The sequence below is a fragment of the Paraburkholderia sp. XV genome, from assembly GCF_020177535.1.
GTDB classification, from domain to species: domain Bacteria; phylum Pseudomonadota; class Gammaproteobacteria; order Burkholderiales; family Burkholderiaceae; genus Paraburkholderia; species Paraburkholderia caribensis.
Map to the genome: position 1 here is coordinate 1 of NZ_JAGUUD010000274.1, position 607 is coordinate 607.

A 607-nucleotide genomic window follows, 5' to 3' on the forward strand; every position below is an offset into this window, starting at 1 on the left:
CCGGTCTCAGAGCGGTGGCTCTGGCGTGGTTGCGCGCAGGAACGCAAGGGCTCAATCTGCGGGACTGGTTCCGCATGCGCCGTGCCACGGGTTATGCAATCTACCCGGCACATCTCGATGCGGATCTTTACTTTGGATTGCAAATAATGCACGGGCGTGCAATGCGGCCTCGTCAAAGCGGCTGCGGTATGGCGATTGCTTTTCCCATCGTCAATTCACCAGGAGCGCATCGTGAGACGGTTGAACACTTCCCTGCTGTGCATGCAACTGCTGATCTGGAGCGCTGCTGTCGCCTGTTCCTTGATATGACGCCCCGCCTGTAACGTCTTGCCGTACCAGGATGGAGCGCGCCCGGACATTCCCTCCTGGCCGTGGCATGGGCATGGTCAGGATCGTGACCGGGTTGCGGACGCGTTTTGGCGAAGCGGTTGGACTTGAAGGGTTTCTCGCCATCGGCCTGATGGGGCTTTGCTATGGTGCCGCGTTGCTTGCGCACGCATACGCATTCTTCGCGGTGTTCGTCGCCGGTGTCGCGCTGCGCCATGAAGAACTGGACGCAACGGGTGAGCAGATGCCCTCTGAGGCACTTGCCGATGTCGAGCGCAGC

1 protein-coding gene and 1 pseudogene are annotated in these 607 nt (G+C 60.6%); both read left to right on the forward strand.

Annotation, left to right across the window (positions count from 1 at the left end; genetic code table 11):
* A partial coding sequence (locus KFO72_RS41895) for a hypothetical protein (protein ID WP_225034564.1) occupies positions 1–323 on the forward strand: 323 nt, incomplete at its 5' end.
* Positions 324–382: 59 nt separating this feature from the next.
* Positions 383–607 (forward strand): annotated as a pseudogene (locus KFO72_RS41900) (sodium:proton antiporter); the annotation flags it as partial.